The sequence below is a fragment of the Thiohalophilus sp. genome (genome assembly GCF_046483665.1).
In the GTDB taxonomy this organism is placed as follows: Bacteria; Pseudomonadota; Gammaproteobacteria; order UBA6429; family Thiohalophilaceae; genus Thiohalophilus.
In genome coordinates, this window is sequence record NZ_JAWOCR010000005.1 from 125,801 (window position 1) to 142,827 (window position 17,027).

The 17,027-nt window shown below is 54.4% G+C and carries 16 protein-coding genes; 4 read left to right on the forward strand and 12 right to left on the reverse strand.

Features of this window, described 5'->3' with window-relative positions; translation table 11 throughout:
- Nucleotides 1–171: 171 nt before the first annotated feature.
- From folA to R6U90_RS01470, 5 genes are all read right to left on the reverse strand, one after another.
- Nucleotides 172–684 carry a type 3 dihydrofolate reductase gene (gene folA, locus R6U90_RS01450; protein WP_410350875.1) on the reverse strand — a complete coding sequence of 171 codons (513 nt, stop codon included), beginning with the start codon at nucleotides 682–684 and terminating at the stop codon, nucleotides 172–174.
- A gap of 298 nt (nucleotides 685–982) precedes the next feature.
- On the reverse strand, nucleotides 983–1,816 hold the full coding sequence (locus R6U90_RS01455) for a thymidylate synthase (RefSeq protein WP_410350876.1): 834 nt from the start codon (nucleotides 1,814–1,816) through the stop codon (nucleotides 983–985).
- Nucleotides 1,817–2,207: 391 nt separating this feature from the next.
- Complete coding sequence (locus R6U90_RS01460) at nucleotides 2,208–3,146, reverse strand: hypothetical protein (protein WP_410350877.1); 939 nt, start codon at nucleotides 3,144–3,146, stop codon at nucleotides 2,208–2,210.
- A gap of 74 nt (nucleotides 3,147–3,220) precedes the next feature.
- Nucleotides 3,221–4,021 carry a prolipoprotein diacylglyceryl transferase gene (gene lgt, locus R6U90_RS01465; protein WP_410350878.1) on the reverse strand — a complete coding sequence of 267 codons (801 nt, stop codon included), beginning with the start codon at nucleotides 4,019–4,021 and terminating at the stop codon, nucleotides 3,221–3,223.
- 52 nt (nucleotides 4,022–4,073) lie between these two features.
- A complete protein-coding gene (locus R6U90_RS01470) occupies nucleotides 4,074–5,273 on the reverse strand; it encodes a class I SAM-dependent rRNA methyltransferase (protein WP_410350879.1) in 1,200 nt (399 codons plus the stop codon).
- 135 nt (nucleotides 5,274–5,408) lie between these two features.
- Here R6U90_RS01470 and R6U90_RS01475 point away from each other — a divergent pair, with 135 nt between their 5' ends.
- The 3 genes from R6U90_RS01475 to R6U90_RS01485 all read left to right on the forward strand — a co-directional run bounded on the left by R6U90_RS01475 (nucleotide 5,409) and on the right by R6U90_RS01485 (nucleotide 9,013).
- Nucleotides 5,409–7,493 carry a thioredoxin domain-containing protein gene (locus R6U90_RS01475; RefSeq protein ID WP_410350880.1) on the forward strand — a complete coding sequence of 695 codons (2,085 nt, stop codon included), beginning with the start codon at nucleotides 5,409–5,411 and terminating at the stop codon, nucleotides 7,491–7,493.
- A 126-nt stretch (nucleotides 7,494–7,619) separates the two neighbouring features.
- Nucleotides 7,620–8,240: a class I SAM-dependent methyltransferase gene (locus R6U90_RS01480; protein WP_410350881.1), complete on the forward strand. Its 621-nt coding sequence runs from the start codon at nucleotides 7,620–7,622 to the stop codon at nucleotides 8,238–8,240.
- Nucleotides 8,241–8,299: 59 nt separating this feature from the next.
- Nucleotides 8,300–9,013 carry a DUF429 domain-containing protein gene (locus tag R6U90_RS01485; protein ID WP_410350882.1) on the forward strand — a complete coding sequence of 238 codons (714 nt, stop codon included), beginning with the start codon at nucleotides 8,300–8,302 and terminating at the stop codon, nucleotides 9,011–9,013.
- Between the two features lie 185 nt (nucleotides 9,014–9,198).
- On the opposite strand, the gene R6U90_RS01490 is transcribed toward R6U90_RS01485, so the two are convergent.
- The 3 genes from R6U90_RS01490 to R6U90_RS01500 all read right to left on the reverse strand — a co-directional run bounded on the left by R6U90_RS01490 (nucleotide 9,199) and on the right by R6U90_RS01500 (nucleotide 11,966).
- On the reverse strand, nucleotides 9,199–9,435 hold the full coding sequence (locus R6U90_RS01490; RefSeq protein ID WP_410350883.1) for a YdcH family protein: 237 nt from the start codon (nucleotides 9,433–9,435) through the stop codon (nucleotides 9,199–9,201).
- Between the two features lie 153 nt (nucleotides 9,436–9,588).
- Nucleotides 9,589–10,512, reverse strand: a complete 924-nt coding sequence (locus tag R6U90_RS01495) for an alpha-E domain-containing protein (RefSeq protein ID WP_410350884.1) — start codon at nucleotides 10,510–10,512, stop codon at nucleotides 9,589–9,591.
- The gene (locus R6U90_RS01500) at nucleotides 10,509–11,966 is read right to left on the reverse strand and encodes a circularly permuted type 2 ATP-grasp protein (protein WP_410350885.1); all 1,458 of its coding nucleotides are present in this window, start codon (nucleotides 11,964–11,966) and stop codon (nucleotides 10,509–10,511) included. The genes R6U90_RS01495 and R6U90_RS01500 overlap by 4 nt, the downstream gene beginning before the upstream one ends.
- A 132-nt stretch (nucleotides 11,967–12,098) precedes the next feature.
- On the opposite strand from R6U90_RS01500, the gene R6U90_RS01505 reads away from it, so the two are divergent.
- Nucleotides 12,099–12,839, forward strand: coding sequence for a peptidase (locus R6U90_RS01505; protein ID WP_410350886.1), 741 nt, complete (start codon nucleotides 12,099–12,101; stop codon nucleotides 12,837–12,839).
- Between the two features lie 103 nt (nucleotides 12,840–12,942).
- Here R6U90_RS01505 and R6U90_RS01510 read toward each other — a convergent pair whose 3' ends face one another.
- From R6U90_RS01510 to gcvPB, 4 genes are all read right to left on the reverse strand, one after another.
- A complete protein-coding gene (locus tag R6U90_RS01510; protein WP_410350887.1) occupies nucleotides 12,943–14,037 on the reverse strand; it encodes a putative zinc-binding metallopeptidase in 1,095 nt (364 codons plus the stop codon).
- Between the two features lie 88 nt (nucleotides 14,038–14,125).
- A complete protein-coding gene (locus R6U90_RS01515) occupies nucleotides 14,126–15,055 on the reverse strand; it encodes a carbohydrate kinase family protein (protein ID WP_410350888.1) in 930 nt (309 codons plus the stop codon).
- A 21-nt stretch (nucleotides 15,056–15,076) separates the two neighbouring features.
- Nucleotides 15,077–15,439, reverse strand: coding sequence for a diacylglycerol kinase (locus R6U90_RS01520; protein WP_410350889.1), 363 nt, complete (start codon nucleotides 15,437–15,439; stop codon nucleotides 15,077–15,079).
- 19 nt (nucleotides 15,440–15,458) lie between these two features.
- Nucleotides 15,459–16,907, reverse strand: coding sequence for an aminomethyl-transferring glycine dehydrogenase subunit GcvPB (gene gcvPB / locus R6U90_RS01525; RefSeq protein WP_410350890.1), 1,449 nt, complete (start codon nucleotides 16,905–16,907; stop codon nucleotides 15,459–15,461).
- Between the last annotated feature and the right edge of the window lie 120 nt (nucleotides 16,908–17,027).

Consider the following 17,027-nt stretch of genomic DNA (forward strand, 5'->3'; position numbering starts at 1 on the left):
GTTCATCAAATAATATTTCTCGCACGGTAATAACAATGTCATTACCAGTTCAAATGCCAACCCTGAAATCCTCCCTAACAATCATGGGAATGACCAACAGTAAGCGGGTCAAATAAAACCTCAATAAAATAACTCTGTGCTCTCTGCGCCTTTGCGTTCTTCTCTTACCTGCTAATCCCGACGACGTTCCAGAATGACATAGTCGTGGGGATAGGGGTTTTTGTCATCGGCGGGATGGTGGTGGCGTTCGGTTTCCTGCCATTGGTTCGAATCGAGTTCCGGAAACCAGGCATCGCCTTCGATATCGGCATCGACATAAGTCAGGTACAGGCGATCGGCCTGTGGCAGGGTTTGCTCATAGAAAGAGGCACCGCCGATGATCATGATCTCGCCCACGGCGCCGGCCGCCTTGATGGCTTCATCGATCGAATGGACTACCACGGCACCTTCAGCCTGATAGTTTGTATCCCGGCTGATCACGATATTGGTACGTTTGGGCAGCGGCTTGCCACCGAAGGACTCGAAGGTTTTTCGCCCCATCACAATCGGCTTGTCCAGGGTATGTTTTCGAAACCACTGCATATCCGCCGGCAGCCGCCAGGGCAGACGGTTTTCAATCCCGATCACCCGCTGCGGCGTCAACGCCGCGATCAGCGAAATGCGTGGTGATGTATCCTGTGACATAGTTCAGCCCCCGGGCCTGTTCTTTCTATCGGCGCAGCAATCAAAATATTTAACTCTCGCAGAGCCGCAAAGCTCGCTGAGAATGAAATTGATAGTTTTCTTTGCGTCTTTGCGTCTTGGCGAGAGACAAGCTGCCTCCTTCACCTTGACCGCCCTTCACGTAGGTCGCACTGGCGACAGCCTGTGTGACATTTCCTAACGACCGTCAATCCCATCCCGAGGTGTCAGGTAGCACTACGCGCAACCTGACCTACGACTTACGATTTATGACTGCCGACTGCTAACTGCCAACTTTTATTCAAATCGCCACCGGCGCTTTGATATGTGGATGATACTGGTAGTCGACCAGCTCAAAATCATCGAACCGAAAATCGAACAGGTTGTCGATAGCCGGATTGATCTTCATGCTCGGCAACGGATAGGGCTGACGGCTCAGCTGCTCGTCGGCCTGCTCGAGATGATTGAGATAGAGATGGGCATCGCCCAGGGTATGGACAAAGTCACCCGGTTGCAGGTCGCAGACCTGGGCCACCATCATGGTCAACAAGGCATAGGAAGCAATATTGAACGGCACGCCAAGAAAAATATCGGCACTGCGTTGATACAGCTGACAGGAAAGCTTGCCATCGGCCACATAGAACTGGAAAAACGCATGACAGGGCGCCAGGGCCATTTTATTGTTACGGGCATTTTCCTGCGGCGAAATGGACTCATCGGGTAGTTCCGCCACGTTCCAGGCACTAACGATGATACGGCGCGAATCAGGCTTGTTCCTGAGCTGCTCGAGCACCTGGCTGATCTGATCGATATGTCGCCCATCGGCAGTAGGCCAGGAGCGCCACTGGTGGCCGTAGATAGGCCCGAGGTTGCCATTTTCATCGGCCCACTCGTCCCAGATAGTTACCTTGTTATCGTGCAGATAACCTGTACTGGTATCACCGCGCAAAAACCACAGCAGCTCATGAATGATAGAGCGCAAATGCAGCCGCTTGGTCGTCACCAGCGGGAAACCCTGCGCCAGGTCAAACCGCATCTGGTAGCCAAACACACTGAGAGTGCCGGTGCCGGTCCGATCATCCTTGCGTGTACCGTTGTCCCGGACATGCCGCATCAGCTCAAGATACTGTTTCACGTCGACGCCTCATTCACGGGTAGCTGCTCAAATGTTGATTTTAACACGCCTGCGAGTCCGGCTCTATTGCCACGTGGATAACAAAAACACATATACTCCCAAACCCATTATCAGTAACAGGGAGATAAAAGCCCAGGAAGAGGCAAGTCAGGGAGAGGGCACACAGTAGGACGTACTCTGCCCGGCTAATAATACTCTCGCAGAGACGCCAAGCACGCTGAGAATGAACAATATCAGGTTTCTTTGCGCCACGGCGTCTCTGCGAGAGATAAGCTTTTTCCTTCTACTGCACGTCAGATCAAACAGGCATCACCACCGGAAGACCAAACACGCAGATCCTCCCTGAAAAACCAGGGAATCAATCGCAAGTTTAAATAAATCAGCCCGGAGTTTACCAGCTGTCGCCACCGGGCGGCCACTGCCCGCCAACAGCCTGGGTGAAGAATTCCTCATACACATAGGGCAGATCCATCAGCTGTCCAAAACTGTGCTTGCCGAACATTTTCAGATCGGGGAACATCACCGCCAGGCGAAAATGGGGATGCAGGGAAATGACCTTGCTGCCATTGACCATAATCTCATATGGCAGATGGGCCGTGCGCCGTAATGACTGGTGATCGATCACTTCCATGACATATTTGTCATTGAGGAATTTCTGTTTCTCCACATCGGCCTGCAGACTAAGTCCGTATACAACCTGCTGTTTGCCCGGCACTTTGAGTTTATAGGCCTGGCCAATACCGAAATCGTTGTTGGCCAGGCCTCGCTCGACCTCGCGCACCGCCCGGGCATGGCTGCCGTAATCGACAAACTCAAAAAAGCCGTAAAAATCTTCCAGACCAAAGGTATAATTATAGCTCGGCAGTTTATCTTCATCGATTCCGTCACCGCCAAAGTCCCGTTCAAAGCCGATCGCCTGGCCGAGACTGCGCTTCACCTGCGTCAGACGGGAGCCCATATTGTAGGCCAGAGCGATATACTCGGGATTGTTGTAACTGACCTGAATCTGCCGGCCGCCCTGCTGATTGGCGACCTCGGTGACCGCCACTTTGATAACTGCGCCAAAACCACCGTAATCGCTCTGGCGGGCCGCATTTTTCAATCTTTCGCTGGTCACGGCAAAAATGTGCGCCCCGTCGTAAGGACGGTAAGTACCGAGTATCTCAAAACCACCGCGCTCGAGACGACTCTGGACATCACTCACCACACGTGACATTTCGCTATCGGCGATCCCGGCCAACGAAAAGGGCTTGAGCGCAGCTGCGCCGGCTGTGAGACTGAGACTCAGCATCAGCCCGATCAGCAGCGCACGTTGAATAAGTGCAGACATGGTCAATCTCCCTGGTACAGTTGAAGGGGCAAAATCCGTTATCGGCTAAGCCCCGATTTTACTTAAATTTTCCTTTATTCCGCAGCTGTGCGGGAAGGCTGTCGATAGGCCCACCATAGCAGGTACAGTCCGGCGAGAATCAGTGGCAGGGTCAATAACTGTCCCATGGTCAGCCAGCCCCACGCCAGATAGCCAATATGGGCATCGGGGGTACGCACAAACTCGACGGCAAACCGGAATACACCATAGCCCAGGGCGAACATGCCGGACACGGCCCGTCGCGGCCGGGATCGGGCGGAGAACCACCACAGGATCACGAACAGGACCAGACCTTCCAGGAAGGCTTCGTACAGCGGATTGGGATGGCGCGCCTGGGGCCCGGCCAGCGGGAAAACCATCCCCCAGGGCAAATCGGTTGGCCGTCCCCAGAGCTCCCCATTAATAAAGTTACCAATCCGCCCGGCTCCCAGCCCCAGCGGCACCAGGGGGGCGACAAAATCCAGCACCGCAAAATAGGCCTTGTCATATTTTCGGCAGAACAGCCAGAGGGCCAGCATCACGCCCAGCAGGCCGCCGTGGAAGGACATCCCGCCTTCCTGGATCTGAAACAGCAACAACGGATCGTCCACAAACGCGCCGAAATTATAAAACAACACATAACCGATCCGTCCGCCGAGGATGACACCGAGCCCCCCGTAGAACAGCAGATCATCGACCTGTGCCGCGGTCCAGTTCGAGGTCGGTTGCCGGGCACGCAGGCGACCCAGCCACCAGGCGCCGACAAATCCGATCAGATACATCAGGCCATACCAGTGGACGGTCAAACCGAACAGTTCGAAAGCAACCGGATCGAAGTCTACACGCATTGATGACATCTCTTTTTAAGCAGTTTCTAGTGACTAGCGGCTAGTGACTAGGATCTGGCGATTACATGGCGAGTAATCGACAAAAATAGGCCTTGAGGTAATCAGTTTCGGGCATGGCAGCATGGACCGGATGATCGGGGCCCTGATGGCCCTGCTCGAGCACCTGGACTTCCTGTTCCAGCTTGTGGGCCGCGCGGCGAATATTATCCTGCAACTTCAGACGGCTCAGGTGATAGGAACAGGAGGCCGAGATCAAGAGCCCGTCTTCATTTAACAGGCGCATGGCCAGCCGGTTGATTCGTCGATAAGCCAGCTCACCTTCTTTCATATCCTTGCGTCGCTTGATAAAGGCGGGGGGATCGAGCACCACGATATCAAAGTGTTCACCCTCTTCATGCAACTGGCGCAAAACTTCAAATGCATCGCCGGCCAGGGTTGTCAGTCCCTGCTCCTTGACGGCACGTCCATTGGCCTGCGCCACTTGCAGATACTCTGCGGAGCTGTCCACACAAACAACTTCACGGGCACCGGCGTGCAGCGCCTGTACACCCCAGGCTCCCACATACGAGAAGACGTCCAGTACCCGTTTCCCCGGCGCATAGGCCTGGCAGCGTAACCGGTTAAGGCGGTGATCAAAGTACCAGCCGGTCTTCTGGCTTTGTGCCAGCGGCACCTGAAAGCGAACCTTGTTTTCAACCAGTTCGATCTGGCCCGGCAGCTCGCCCTTGACCACTTCAGTATAACGTTCCAGGCCTTCCAGTTCGCGGCTGCTACTGTCGTTGCGTAAATAGATCACCGTCGGTTCAAGCAACGTGTCGAGCACGTCGAGAATCGTATCGCGCAGCACCTCCATTCCGACCGTGGTGATCTGTACCACCAGGATCGTATCGAAGCGATCCACCACCAGACCAGGCAGTCCATCGCTTTCGCCATAAACCAGCCGGTAATGGGGCGCGGCAAACAGCTCATGGCGAAACTTCAGAGCGCGCTCGAGTCGACGCCGAATCAGCTCCGCGTCCAGGGCGACAGCGTCCTGATGGCTGAACAGGCGGGCACAGATCAGGCTGTTGGGATTGACATAGGCGCAGCCAAGCACGTTACCGCGATAGTCTGCGATCTGCAGTTGCTCGCCCGGTGCCAGCTCTGTCAGCGGGGTCGTTTTGACATCGACTTCGTTACTATAGACCCACAGGTGACCGGTCTTGAGGCGCCGTTCTTCGCGTTTTTTCAGGCGAAGTTGACGGGGGGTGGCTTCTGTCACGATTGGCTCATATCCTCGGGAAACAGGTGCCTAACCTACAGAATATGTGGTGCTTTGCGCAAGAGCGACAATGCCATCGCTTTACGGTATAGTCGAGTTTTGTGGTCAGGAATTAACCGCGCCGCGAGGAGTTTCATGAGTCGCACCAATCGACTGGCCGACGCAACCAGCCCCTATCTACAGCAACATGCCCATAATCCGGTTGAATGGTATCCGTGGGGCCCCGAAGCCCTGGACATTGCGCGCAAACAGAACAAGCCGATCCTGCTGTCCATCGGCTACTCCGCCTGTCACTGGTGCCATGTCATGGCACATGAATCGTTCGAAGATCCGGAGGTCGCCCGGGTGATGAATGAGCTGTATGTGAACATCAAGGTGGATCGCGAGGAACGCCCGGACCTGGACAAGATCTACCAGATGGCTTTCCAGCTGCTCAATCAGCGCGGCGGCGGCTGGCCATTGAACGTGGTGCTGACACCCGACGATCACACACCTTTTTTTGCCGGCACCTATTTCCCCAAACAGGCCAGACACGGTCTGCCACCGTTCACCGAGGTGCTGCAGAAAGTCGAAGCGTTTTTTCGCGAACATGAAACCGAGATCCGCCAGCAAAACCAGGCCCTGCAGGATGCAATGCAACAGCTGCAGACAAGTGGCGGCACCGGCAGCGGGCAACTCGACAGCGCTCCGCTGGATGCCGCCCGTCATCAGCTGGCGCAAAACTACGACAGTATCTGTGGCGGTTTTGGTCAGGCACCCAAGTTTCCGCACCCCTCCAATCTGGAGCGACTGCTGCATCACTGGTTCTCCACCAGGTGCAACGGCAGGCCCGATCAACCGGCGCGCGACATGTTACGCCTGACCCTGCACGGCATGGGCAGCGGCGGACTGTACGATCAACTCGGGGGCGGCTTCTACCGTTATTCGGTGGACGAGAAATGGATGATTCCCCACTTCGAGAAAATGCTTTATGACAACGGCCCGTTGCTACAACTGTATAGCGAGGCCTGGCGGACGCTGGGCGATTCCGCCTTCCGACGCATTGCGCTGGAAACCGGCGAGTGGGTCATGCGTGAAATGCAGTCGCCCGAAGGCGGCTACTATTCAACCCTGGATGCCGACAGCGAGGGCCAGGAAGGCAGGTTTTATGTCTGGACGCCGGCACAGCTCCAGGCCTTGCTCAGTGAAGACGAATACGCGGTTGCCGCCCCCCATTATGGTCTGGATCGCAGCGCCAATTTCGAAGGCCACTGGCATCTGCATGTATTCAGCGATCTGGAAACCATCGCCGAACGTTTGTCCATTTCCATCGAGGCGGCACAACAGCATTTGCAATCAGCCCGCCTCAAACTGTTCGCCGCGCGGGAACAGCGTGTGCGACCCGCTCGCGATAAAAAGATCCTTGGTGGCTGGAACGGCCTGATGATCAAGGGCATGGCCAGTGCCGGCCGGCATCTGGCTCGTCAGGACTTTATCGAATCGGCGCAACGCGCCGTCGATTTTATCCATACCACGCTGTATCGCGATCAGCACTTGCTGGCGACCTACAAGGATGGCAAGGCCCGCCTGATGGCGTATCTGGATGACTATGCCTTTATGATCGATGGTTTGCTGGAACTGCTGCAGGCCAGCTGGCGCGATCAGGATCTGGCCTTCGCCCGCCAGCTGGCCGATACCCTGCTCGACCATTTTGAAGACCGGGAACAGGGCGGCTTCTATTTCACCGCCGACGATCATGAGCCACTATTCCACCGACCCAAGCCGACCCTGGATGAGTCGACACCCGCCGGCAACGGTGTCGCCGCCAGAGCGTTGCAGCGTCTGGGGCACCTGATTGGCGAGCCCCGTTATCTCGAGGCGGCTGAACGCACACTCAGGATGAGCTGGTCCGGCATCAATCAGATCCCCTATGCCCATTGCGCGCTGCTACTGGCGCTGGAGGAGTATCTCAACCCGCCGCAGCAGATTGTTCTGCGCGGCAATCCCACATCGATGCAACCCTGGATTGAACGCTGTAACCAGACCTATAGCCCGGCACGGCTCTGCTACGCCATCCCCGCCGATGCCCGCGAACTGCCGGGCCTGCTGGCCGAACGTCCCGTCGGGAAGACCGGTGTCATCGCCTACCCCTGCTCCGGTATGCGTTGCCAGTCGCCGGTTACCCGCCTGGACGAGCTGACGCCATTACTGCAAGAACAGGCGCTTTCCGGGCCGGTATAACCCACCAGAACAGTAAATGCCTGCTCCTGTTGTGTGTAAATTCCGGTAAATAGATTCCCTCTATTTTGCCGGAATGATAAAGTCGATAGTGATACTAACGACATGATATGGATGGGAAGGAGCGATATGGCTAACAACACAAAAAACCATGTCCGGGCCAATGGCCGACAGATTTTTCTGCAGCAATTTCTCAAGCATCCCCTGCAGGTGGGTTCCATCATTCCCAGCTCCCGTTTTCTGGAGCGCCGCATTATCGAGGCCGCCGGAGCCGATTCGGCCAGGGTCATCGTTGAACTGGGGCCCGGCACCGGGGGTACGACACATGCCTTGTTGAATGCCATGCCCTCCGATGCCCGTCTGCTCAGCATCGAACTGAATAACTTCTTTCACAATGTGATCAGCCAGATTAATGATGATCGACTTATTCCCCACCTGGGCAGCGCCTGTGATATCCATGCCATCCTGGCCGAATACGATCTTGGTGCACCCGATGCGGTCATCTCAGGTATTCCCTTTTCCACTATGAGTCGCGATATGGGTACCCGGATTATCGAGTCGGTCTCGTCCGTGCTGGCTCCCCGGGGACGCTTCGTGGCGTATCAGACCCGCGACAGGGTGGCGACATTATGCCGACCGATCATGGGCTCGGAGCAGGCTGAAATGGAATTCTTCAATATTCCACCGACGCGGATTTACCAGTGGCAGAAAAAAGTCAATGGTCACATTCACCCGTCACAGGCCGTGTAAGTTGCTTTGAAGCCGGCCTGCCACAAGCGGCGCGTTGTTACACTTCAAGAATCAGGATAGTGACACAGGTACTGGGCATCGATGGCTGCCGCGCCGGCTGGTTCGCCATCGTCAATCAGGACGGACACTGGTCGTATACCCTTGCCCCGTCAATCGACATCCTGCTGGGCGATCACGCTGAAGCCGAACGGATTTTCATCGATATTCCCCTCGGCCTGGCCGATGATCAGACGCGCGAGTGCGACCAGCTGGCCCGGCGTCTGCTCAGCCCCTATCGCCATAGCAGCGTGTTTTCCACGCCGGTTCGCGAGGCAGTCTATGCCGGGAATTACGCCCAGGCCTGCCAGATCAACGCGCAACAGACGGCTCGCAGGATCACGCGCCAGACCTGGAATATCTGTCCCAAAATCCGCGAGGTGGATAGCTGGTTGCACCAAACCCCTGAAGCACAGTCCCGCGTTTATGAATCCCACCCGGAAGTGGCGTTTTATGCCCTGAACAGGGCGCGTCCGCTGGAAACGCGCAAAAAATCTCCCGAAGGGCGGGAGCAACGCCTGACATTACTCACACAAGCCATGGGCAACGCGCCCCGGCTGTACGATCAGGCAGTTCACCAGTATCCTCGAACACAGTTGCAGACGGATGATATTCTTGATGCGATGGTCCTGGCGGTAATGGCCAGCTGCAGGGAAACCGATCACAGCTACCTGCCACAGTCAGCACCGCTAGATCGCTACGGCATTCCGATGCGGATTGTTTATGCCAGACAATAGGCCGCCTGAGCAAACAATATTTCAAGCACTCAGGGAAGCATGAGGTGTTGCCGCCCCATCCATCTCCACCGAACCGATAACGTATTCACGACTACCCCGGAAGGGCGACAAGACCGATAAACAGCAAATTCCCGGGTATCCAGAATGCCTGCTTTTCAGCAATACATCCGGCGAAAAGCCCAGGCTCAGCCCTTGATCATTTTAAAGAGCTCGTCTTTAAGCTGGAGACGACGCATCTTCAGTTCTTCGGTATATTCATCGGACGGCGTTTCATTACCCTCTTCAATCCGACGGACCTCATGTTCGATTTCATGATACTCATCGAACAATTTTGCAAAATGGCGGTCATTCATCTTCAGTTCGTGAATACGCTCCTTATGTTCAGGAAACTCATGGATTAAATCATGTTTTTCACCCAGCATAGGATTCTCCTTTATAAAATAGTGATGAACAGGCCGGCCCGGATCGAGAGTTATTCGCAACAGGGATAGCCGACAGCATAATATATACAACCATAAATAATAATTTATAATAACAGAATAAGCTCTGTCAGACATTGAGCCGGATCAGATAACTTAGAAATAACTGGCACTGATGTCCTGATGCAGCTTTGCCAGCCCCAGCTGAAGAGTATCGACAAAACCATGCAACTCTTGCTGTAACAGCTTTTCAGGCTTGACGGAAAGGACTTTTTTCTGCAGGCCGTTCAGGGTCTTGAGTGGCTTGTCGTTATGTGGCAGATGCTGCAGACAGCTTTCTACCTCGCAGAGCGTATGATAAAACGCCCGCGGGAAACGACGTTCCTGTAATAAAAAGCGCAACACATCCGGCCGACGTACCCGGATGCGCATTTCACGCCGGTACATCTGATAGGCGGTCAGGGATTTGAGTACGCTCACCCACTGAATATTCTCGAACGGGCTGAGGTCCTCGCTCATTTCCGGCAACAGAGAGGCAGAACGCACATCAACGATACGCGTAGTCATGTCGGCTCGTTCCAGATTGCGGCCCATGCGCAGAAAATCATAACCTTCATCATGGGTCATAGTCCCGGCCAGCATGCCGGTCACGGTCTGGGCACCGAGTATAATTTGCCGCAGAAAATCATCGCGCTTGCGCCTTCCCAGGCTACTACTGGCCAGTTCACGGGCCTGAATATAGTTGTGGTTGATTTGTTCCCAGGCTTCGCGAGGGATGATATCGCGGATAGTTCTGGCATTTTCACGCGCCTGACGCAGGGAATTGATAATCGAACCGGGGTTAGCCTGTTCGCTGACCATAAAGCGGACTACCTGGCGCTCATCCGCCGCATCGTGGCGCTGATAGAAGAGTTCATGATTACCCAGAATATCGATGATCGGTTCCCAGCCGAGACGCACCCGTTTGGGCAAATCCAGTAAAAGGTGGCTATTTACATTGATCAGCCGCGCAATATCTTCAGCTCGTTCAATATAACGGGCAGCCCAGTAAATGTTGTTAGCGACACGTGAAAGCATCATGTCCCTGACTCCATGTCGACGATCCAGGTATCTTTGCTGCCACCGCCCTGCGAAGAGTTCACCACTGTAGAACCCTTGCGCAATGCCACCCGGGTCAGACCACCGGTGGTGACATAGGTTTTCTCGCCGCTGAGAATAAACGGACGTAAATCCATATGTCGGGGCTCGACCCGATTCCCGACCAATGTCGGCGCGGTAGACAGCGTCAGCATGGGTTGGGCGATATAGTTACGCGGATCACGTCTGATAAGATTAACGAACTTGTCACGTTCTTCCTGGGTAGCCTGAGGTCCAATCAGCATTCCATAACCCCCCGACTCATTCGCCGGCTTGACCACCAGTTTACCGATATTTTCGATAACGAAATCCCTTTCGCTCTTGTTAAAACAACGGTAGGTGGGAACATTACCGATCAAGGGATCTTCATCCAGATAATACTGAATTATCTCGGGTACATAGGAGTAGACAACCTTGTCATCTGCCACCCCGGCACCCGGCGCATTCGCCAGCGCTACATTACCTGCTTTCCAGGCCCGCATTAAACCCGGAACACCCAACATCGATTCTGGATCAAAGGCTTCCGGATCCAGGAACATGTCATCGATGCGTCGGTAGATAACATCCACCTGCGACAACCCCTCGATGGTGCGCATGTAAACCATATTATCCTTACCGACGACCAGATCCGTACCTTCGACCAGTTCTGCGCCCATCTGCTGTGCCAGGTAGGCATGCTCAAAGTAGGCCGAGTTATAGATGCCAGGCGTGAGTACCACGATTTCCGGCTGCTCAACGCCGCGCGGCGCCAGTGAAGCCAGCATGTCATAAAGCTGCGAGGAATAGTCATCCACCGGCAGGATATTGTAATTCTCGAACAACTCGGGGAAGACCCGTTTCATAATCTGGCGGTTTTCCAGCATATAGGAAACCCCTGACGGCACACGCAGATTATCTTCCAGAACATAGATCGTCCCATCACTGTCACGCACGAGATCCGAGCCGCAGATATGCGCCCAGATGCCATGCGGGGGGTCGATACCGATACACTGGGGGCGAAAGTTTTTTGAATCTTTCAGCAACTCCTCGGGGAAGACTCCGTCCTTGACGATTTGCTGCTTGTGATAGAGATCATCAATGAACAGGTTCAGCGCCTTGACTCGCTGCTTGAGCCCGGTCTCCACTTGCTGCCATTCACTTCGATCAATAATGCGGGGGATAATATCGAACGGCCAGGCCCGGTCGATGGTTCCCTCCTCTTCGGTATAGACCGTGAAGGTTATACCCATGACATGAATAGCGGTCTCGGCCGCTGCCTTATATTCATCGATATCCCGGTCCTTGAGGGCACGCAGATAGTCACACAGCTCCTGTGCCGCAGGACGCGGTCGCCCGCTGACCCGTATCAATTCGTCATAAATTCCCTTGACCCTGTAACTGCCCCAGCGTATTGCCATGGTGTTGATAGCCCCCTGATTATGTAACTTCCAGCATAACGTGATGGACAAACTCAGGCAAATATACGACTATAAGTCAGGCAGTTACCATCACTTTGTACGTTTCTTTTCGACGGGTATCCGATAAATAACATGACTTATTGTCTCGCTATTCGAGTCAACAAGGGCGTGATCTTCGCCTCTGACTCCCGAACCAATGCAGGGGTGGATTACGTCACCACCTACAGCAAGATGCACCGTTTCAGCTGGCCTGGTGAGCGGACCGTTGTTATCCTCACCGCCGGTAATCTGGCCACCTCCCAGGCGGTCATCAATCATATTCACAAGGATCTGGAAGACCCGGAAGCCGGGATGAACATCGCCAGAACCGGCCATCTTTACGAGGTGGCCCATTACGTCGGCAAGCTCAGTCAACGCGAGCAACAACAGCACGCCCCTGCCATGGAAAGCTCGAAAAGCACTGCCGAGGCAAGTTTTATCCTCGGCGGGCAAATTACCGGCAAGGAGCCGGAAATTTACCTGATCTATCCCCAGGGCAATTACATCAGCGCTTCCCCGGAAACCCCGTTTTTACAGATCGGGGAAAACAAATACGGCAAACCTATTCTGGATCGTATCATCAGCCCCTCCACCTCACTGGAAGATGCTGCCCGCTGTGCCCTGGTCTCCCTCGACTCCACTATGCGCAGCAACATTTCCGTCGGTCCGCCGCTGGAACTGGCAGTCTACGAAAAAAACAGCCTCGAAGCGCCCCGTCACATTACCCTGACCCTCAACTCCCCGATCTACAAATCCCTGCAAAAACGCTGGAACGAAGGCCTCAAACGCTCCTTCAACCGCCTGCCCCGCTTCGACTGGGAGGACGAGAAGTAAAAACAATTTTGAATTTTTAATGTTGAAGGCTGAATTGGCGGACTGAGGTAATCAGGGAGAAGTTCTATACCCTGCAGATCGCCCACGGCTTAGAATTCAAAATTTAAAATTCAAAATTGCTTCTTCCCGTGATGAGATGATGGACGAAGCGGAGTTTTTTCAGTACCGGGGCTGACAGGACGAAGGGGTAGGCGTCCGGCAGGCCCATGCTGCGGTTGAGGGCGTTAAGGCCGATGGTGAGACTGGTCCAGTCATCCATCAGGGCATCGAAGTTGGCGCCTTTAACCGAGGAGAGATCGCTTTCGCCGCAGTTATCCCAGGCAGCGCGGGGATCGTTCTGGATACGAAAACCGATATCGTTAGCGGTTTCCAGCGTATCCACCATGTGCAGATAATGTGCCCAGGTTTCAGCCCAGTCTTCCCAGGGATGCGCACTGGCATAGCCGCTGATAAACCCGTCCTGCCAGCTTGATGTGGGTTCCTGGGCATAGTAGTTGTCCAGTGCCGACTGATAATTTTCGCGTTCGTCGCCGAACAATTCCCGGAAGGCCTCCAGACGCCCGCCATTGCGAATCAATCGCTCCCAGTAATAATGACCGATCTCGTGACGAAAATGGCCGAGCAAGGTGCGATAACCTTCGTTCATCTGCTCGCGCATCTGCTCACGGGCGCTATCCTCCGCCTCCCGGATATTAATGGTGATGATTCCCTTATGATGACCGGTCATAACCTGATTCACCCCGGTCAGGGTATTGCTGAACTCGTCACGTCGATTCTGGTCCTGCATAAACTTGAAGGCGAGCCCCTGTTGCGGGTCTCCCTGACGTCCAACAACCGGTAGTCCCAGGCTGTACAGGGTATACAGCAAACGCCGTTTGGCTACTTCAATCCGGTGCCAGAGTTTGAGATTCTGATCCTGTGACAGGTTGGGAATGATCCGGTTCAGGCGGCAGGATGAACAATATTTTTTCCCCTCGTCCTCAGGGACCAGCCAGTTACAGATATCGTACTGAGCGTAGTTGGCACATAACCGGTAGTTGCGACCATTGGCCAGGGACTGCCACACGCCTTCGCCGCCGGGTTCCAGCGCGCTGAGTTGCATGTCCTCGCGAATGAAGCCCAGTTTACGGCCACAAACAATGCATTGGCTGTTTTCAAAATACAGAGTGTTGCCACATTGGCAAATGGAAGTCTTCATGGCAGGTTGATTTGTCCGTAACTTGGTCTGCTAATCATAGCCGCTCATGTTCACATAAAAAAGCCCGCAAGAGCGGGCTTTTTTACTTTCAGAAACTCATATCAAAGCTTTCTTTATATCGTTTTTTGAACTCGTCCATAGTAAAGCTGTGATTCTGCGGACCGGTTGATTCGACTTTGATGGCTCCCATTAACGAGGCAACGCGGCCAGTGGTTTCCCAGTCCATATCATTGAGCAGACCATACAGAATCCCGGCCCGATATGCATCGCCGCACCCGGTCGGATCATTAATACCCCGGACCCTGGCAGTCGGAATTTCGTGACGGTGCTTCCGGGTATAGATGTGCGAACCTTCGCCACCACGGGTAATGATCAGCGCATCGACCATTTCCGCCAGTTCATGCGGGGACTTTCCGGTACGTTCCTCGAACAGTTGCGCCTCATAGTCATTCAGCGCGATATAGCTGGCTTTTTCAGCGAAATCCATCAGTTCATCGCCACCGAACATCGGCAAGCCCTGACCGGGATCGAAAATAAACGGAATCCCCTGCTCGGCAAACTGCTCGGCATGCTGAATCATGCCGTCGCGGCCATCCGGGGCAACCAGTCCCACTTTGACGCCATCGGCATCCTGGACCCGGTTTTCATGGGAGAAGCCCATGGCCCCGGGATGAAAAGCGGTAATCTGGTTATCATCCTTGTCGGTCGTAATAAAAGCCTGACCGGTATAACTGTTAACTTCCTTGATATGCTTGCGACTGATGCCGTTTTTGTCCATCCACTCGGCGTAAGGAGAAAAATCACTACCTACAGTCCCCATGGGCAAGGGGTCTCCCCCCAGGAGTTTCAGGTTATAAGCTATATTTCCGGCACAACCACCGAATTCACGACGCATTTCGGGCACCAGAAAAGAAACGTTCAGAATATGAACCTTGTCGGGAAGAATGTGATTTTTGAACTGGTCGGGGAAGACCATGATGGTATCGTAGGCAAATGAGCCACAGATCAATGCAGACATAGATTACTCCTGATTTTTCATTTAATTAGTGATCCGGTCAAAGAGCAGCAGGCCCCAGACAACCAGAAAATTGATCAGCGCGATAAACACCGCCGCCGATCCGATATCCTTGGCACGACCGGAAAGTTCATGCCATTCGCTGCTGATACGATCCACGATAACTTCAATCGCGGAATTGAGCAGCTCGGCCAGCAGTACCAGAAACAGGGTACTGAACAACAACGCGTATTCGATGGCATTACGACCGAGCCAGAATACACAGGGCGCCAGAATGACAAACAGAACCAGTTCGGTACGCACTGCCGGCTCCGTGGTAACAGCGGCGCGCAAACCCAACCAGCTATAACCACCGGCTCGCCAGATACGCTTGATTTCCTTAATCATTCGGCCAGTTTACCCGAATTCATTCGGGTTTCCAGGCAAGATCCAGCTCCTTGGCCGCCTTGACATCATCCAGACGTCGCACCGGCATGGTATGTGGCGCCTGCTTCACCGTCTCAGGTGAATTCTGCGCCTCATCCTGAATAGCGATCATTGCCTCGATAAAGGCATCGATCTCTTCTTTCGATTCCGTTTCCGTCGGTTCGATTAACAGACACTCGGGCACCAGCAACGGAAAATAGGTGGTCGGTGCATGAAAGCCGTAATCGAGCAGCCGTTTGGCAAAGTCCATGGCATTAACGCCCAGCTCTTTGGCCTGCTTGCGCATGGTAACGATGAATTCATGTGTGGCGCGACGTTGCGGATAGGCCAGCTCGAAACCGGCCTCACGCAAGCGGGCCTGCATATAGTTGGCATTCAATGTGGCAAACTCACTGACCCGGTGCATACCTTCCTTGCCCAGCAGGCGGGCATAGATATAGGCACGTAACAGTACCCCGGCATTACCCATAAAGGTGGACAGCTTGCCGATCGATTCGGGCCGCTCGTTATCAGTCAGCCAGTGATACTGGTCGCCTTCCCTGCTCAGTAACGGTACCGGCAGATACGGCTCCAGCCGCTGGCTGACACCCACCGGACCGGCACCGGGACCGCCGCCGCCATGCGGGGTGGAAAAGGTCTTGTGCAGATTCATGTGAATCACGTCAAAGCCCATATCGCCCGGCTTGACCTTGCCCAGGATCGCGTTAAGGTTGGCGCCATCGTAATACAGCAGGCCGCCAGCCTCGTGCACGATGTCGGCGATCTCCTTGATCTTGCGTTCGAACACGCCCAGAGTTGATGGATTGGTCAGCATGATGCCGGCGGTCTGCGGGCCGACTGCGGCTTTCAAGGCGTCCAGATCCACATCGCCCTCATCATTGGTCGGGATCTCGCGCACCTTGTAATTACACATCACTGCGGTCGCCGGGTTGGTCCCGTGCGCCGCATCAGGGACCAGTATCTCGGTGCGGCCATCGTCATTACGGGATTCATGATACTTGCGAATCATCGCCACGCCGGTGAACTCACCCTGGGCGCCGGCCATCGGCGCCAGCGAGACAGCTTTCATACCAGTGACATCCTTGAGCATCTCCTGCAGCTCGTACATGCAGGCCATGAAACCCTGGCTCATACTGTCCGGGCTCATGGGATGACGACGCAGGAAACCAGGCAACATCGCCAGGGTATTACAACCACGCGGGTTATATTTCATAGTGCAGGAACCCAGCGGATAAAAGTGCGTATCAATGGAGAAGTTCTTCTGCGACAGCCGGGTGTAATGACGCACCGCCTGCATCTCGGACACCTCCGGGAGGCTCGGCTTCGACTGGCGTCGAAACTGATCCGGAATGTCATCGATCGCGACATCCTGCAACGGGGCCTGCGGCGGATTGGTCCGGCCACTTCTCGATTGTTCAAAAATCAACATAATCTCATCTCAGGTTCATCAAACAACGTCTCATCGACGATCAATACAGCAAAAGCGTTTCAACGCAGAGGCGCCATGTAATGTTGAATTTTAAGTTTTGAATTTTGAATTTTGGTAACG